The 3,224-nt window shown below is 70.5% G+C and carries 3 protein-coding genes; all 3 read left to right on the forward strand.

Annotated features, from left to right (window positions below; all coding sequences use genetic code 11):
• A partial coding sequence (locus tag WA805_RS17275; RefSeq protein WP_425242842.1) for a methionine--tRNA ligase occupies positions 1-1,277 on the forward strand: 1,277 nt, incomplete at its 5' end.
• Positions 1,270-2,091 carry a TatD family hydrolase gene (locus WA805_RS17280; protein WP_425242843.1) on the forward strand — a complete coding sequence of 274 codons (822 nt, stop codon included), beginning with the start codon at positions 1,270-1,272 and terminating at the stop codon, positions 2,089-2,091. The genes WA805_RS17275 and WA805_RS17280, both read left to right, overlap by 8 nt.
• 189 nt (positions 2,092-2,280) lie before the next feature.
• The coding region (locus tag WA805_RS17285; RefSeq protein WP_425242844.1) for a ribosomal RNA small subunit methyltransferase A at positions 2,281-3,224 on the forward strand (944 nt) is incomplete at its 3' end.

Raw genomic sequence — 3,224 nt, forward strand, 5'->3', positions numbered from 1 at the left:
CGAGGTCGCGGATCAACGGCGAGACGCCGCTGTTCGTGGAGCAGGAGCACTACTTCCTCGACCTGCCCGCGTTCACCGAGGTGCTCGGCGCCTGGCTGCAGTCCAAGTCGGGCCAGTGGCGGCCGAACGTGCTCAAGTTCTCCCTCAACCTGCTCGACGACCTGCGCCCGCGGGCCATCACCAGGGACCTTGACTGGGGCGTGCCCGTACCGCTGGACGGCTGGCGGGACCGGCCGGACAAGAAGATCTACGTCTGGTTCGACGCGGTCATCGGCTACCTGTCGGCGTCCATCGAGTGGGCGCGCAGGTCCGGCGACCCCGACGCCTGGCGGGCCTGGTGGAACGACCCGAGCGCCGAGTCCTACTACTTCATGGGCAAGGACAACATCACCTTCCACGCGGAGATCTGGCCCGCGATGCTGCTCGGGTACGCGGGGAGGGGATCCAAGGGAGGAACCCCGGGCCCGTTCGGAATACTGAATCTCCCCACCGAAGTGGTGAGCAGCGAATACCTGACGATGGAGGGCCGCAAGTTCTCTTCCTCCCGCCAGGTGGTCATCTACGTGCGGGATTTCCTGGACCGCTACGACGTGGACGCGCTGCGCTACTACGTGGCGGTCGCCGGGCCCGAGAACCAGGACACGGACTTCACCTGGAGCGAGTTCGTCAGGCGCAACAACGACGAGCTGGTCGCCACCTGGGGGAACCTGGTCAACCGTGCGGTGTCGTTCGCGGCGCGGAACATCGGGTCGATTCCCGGGCCAGGCGAGCTGACCGCAGCCGATCACGCGCTGCTCGAGACGTCCAGGCAGGCGTTCGACTCGGTCGGCGAGCACCTGTCGCGCTCGCGGTTCAAGTTCGCCATCAACGAGGCGATGCACGCGGTGGCCGAGGCGAACAAGTACTTCTCCGAGCAGGCGCCGTGGAAGCTGCGCGAGTCCGACCCGGCGCGGATGCGGACGATCCTGCACGTCGCGCTGCAGGCGGTGGACGACGCGAAGACGATGCTCACGCCGTTCCTGCCGCGGTCGTCGCAGGCCGTGTACGAAATGCTCGGCGGCACTGGATCCTGGTCGGGCCTGCCGCGGATCGAGACGGTGGACGAGGAGGGCGGCCCGTCGTACCCGGTCATCACCGGCTCCTACGACTCGTCCTTCCGGTGGGCAACGCGGCCGATCGCGGCTGGCACACCGCTGGCCGTCCCCGTCCCGCTGTTCGCCAAGCTGGACCAGTCAGTAGTTGACGAGGAAATCGCCCGGCTCGCCGGTAATGAGTAGTCCGAACGGGCCCGTGGTTCCAGCGGACCGCCTGCCTTTCCCTGGCGCGTTCGATGCTCACACGCACATGGACATCATGGGGCTGCCGGTCGACGGGGTGCTCGCAGCGGCCCGGTCGGCCGGCATCTCGCGGGTGGTCAACGTCGGGTGCGACATCCCGTCGTCGCAGTGGTCGGTCGCGTGCGCCGCGGAGTACCCGGAGGTCTACGCCGCGGTGGCGATCCACCCGAACGAGACCGCTCCGGTGGACGCCGCCCGCGACACGGTGCTCGCCGCGGTCGAGGCGCTGGCCGCGTCGCCCAAGGTGGTCGCGATCGGCGAGACCGGGCTGGACTACTACCGGGACTGGTCGCCGCGTGACGTGCAGCGCGCGTGGTTCCGCGCGCACATCGAGATCGCCCGGCGGACCGGGAAGACGCTGATGATCCACGACCGCGAGGCGCACTCCGACGTGCTCGCCATCCTGGCGGAGTACGCGCCGTGGCGGCCGTACAGCGTGATCTTCCACTGCTTCTCTGGCGACGCTGACATGGCCAGGGCCTGCGCCGAAGCCGGGTACGTGATGAGCTTCGCGGGCAACGTGACGTTCAAGAACGCGGACGCGCTCCGGGAGGCGGCGCTGGTCGCGCCGGCTGAGCTTCTCCTGGCGGAGACGGACGCGCCGTACCTGACACCGGTGCCGCACCGCGGCAAGCCGAACTCCCCGGCGATGACCGCCTACACGGTCCGTTTCCTGGCATCGCTGAAGAACCTCGACCTGGCGGACTTCTGCGCGACGCTCCAGGCGACCGGCTCCCGCGTCTTCGCCTGGTAACGCCATGCCCCTTCTGCCCTCGCCCTCGAACGTGGTCGATGTGACATCGTCTACCAAAGAGCGTGGTCGATGTGACAGCGAGCACGTTGGCGAACGAAGTGGATGGGCCATCGGCCACGTTGGGCCGGGGCCGGGGCCGGGGGCACCGAAGGCGGTCGATGGGCCATCGTCCCCCATAGAAGGCGGTCGATGGGCCATCGACCGCCTTGGCCGGCCATGACCGCGGGAGTGCGGCTGCTTGGCGCGGGGGACATTCGCGGCATAGCGGGCAGGCTCGGGGTTCGGCCGACCAAGCGGCTCGGGCAGAACTTCGTGGTCGAGCAGGGCACCGTGCGGCGGATCGCCGCGCTCGCCGCGCCGCGCGACGGCGATGTGGTCCTCGAGGTCGGGCCTGGTCTCGGGTCGCTGACGCTCGCGCTGCTCGAGGCTTCGGCCGGCTCGGACGCGCGGCTGGTCGCGGTGGAGATCGACGCGGCGCTGGCAGCGGAGCTGCCGCGGACAGTAGCGGACCGCGCCCCGGGCGTCGCCGGGCAATTGCTGGTCGTCCAGGCGGACGCGCTGCACGTGGTCGGGCCTGGCGCCGCGCGCGACCACACGGACGACCGTGCCATCGGCAGCAGCCAGGCCAGCGGGCACTCCGACGGCCGAGCCGCCGGCCGGAGGCGGGAGCGCGGAACCGGCGTGGAACTGCCGTGGGCGCCGACGGTGCTGGCCGCCAACCTGCCGTACAACGTGGCGGTGCCCGTGGTACTGCACCTGCTGGCTGCGTTGCCGTCGCTCGAGCGGGGCGTCGTTATGGTGCAGGCGGAAGTCGCGGACCGGATGTGCGCGGGGCCGGGCAGCCGGGTGTACGGCGGGCCGTCGGCGAAGCTGGCCTGGTTCGCGGCGGTGCGCCCGGCGGGCGTCGTGCCGCGCAGCGTGTTCTGGCCGGTGCCTAACGTGGACTCGAAGCTGGTCGCGTTCACCCGCCGCGATCCTCCGGCAACCTCGGCGAGCAGGCAAGAGGTGTTCGCTGTCATTGACGCCGCGTTCGGCCAGCGCCGCAAGACGCTGCGCGCCGCGCTGGCCGGCTGGGCCGGCTCCCCGGCCGAAGCGGAACGGCTGCTGCGCGCCGCTTGTGTCGACCCCCGCGC

The organism is Trebonia sp. (genome assembly GCF_049794275.1).
Lineage (GTDB): Bacteria > Actinomycetota > Actinomycetes > Streptosporangiales > Streptosporangiaceae > Trebonia.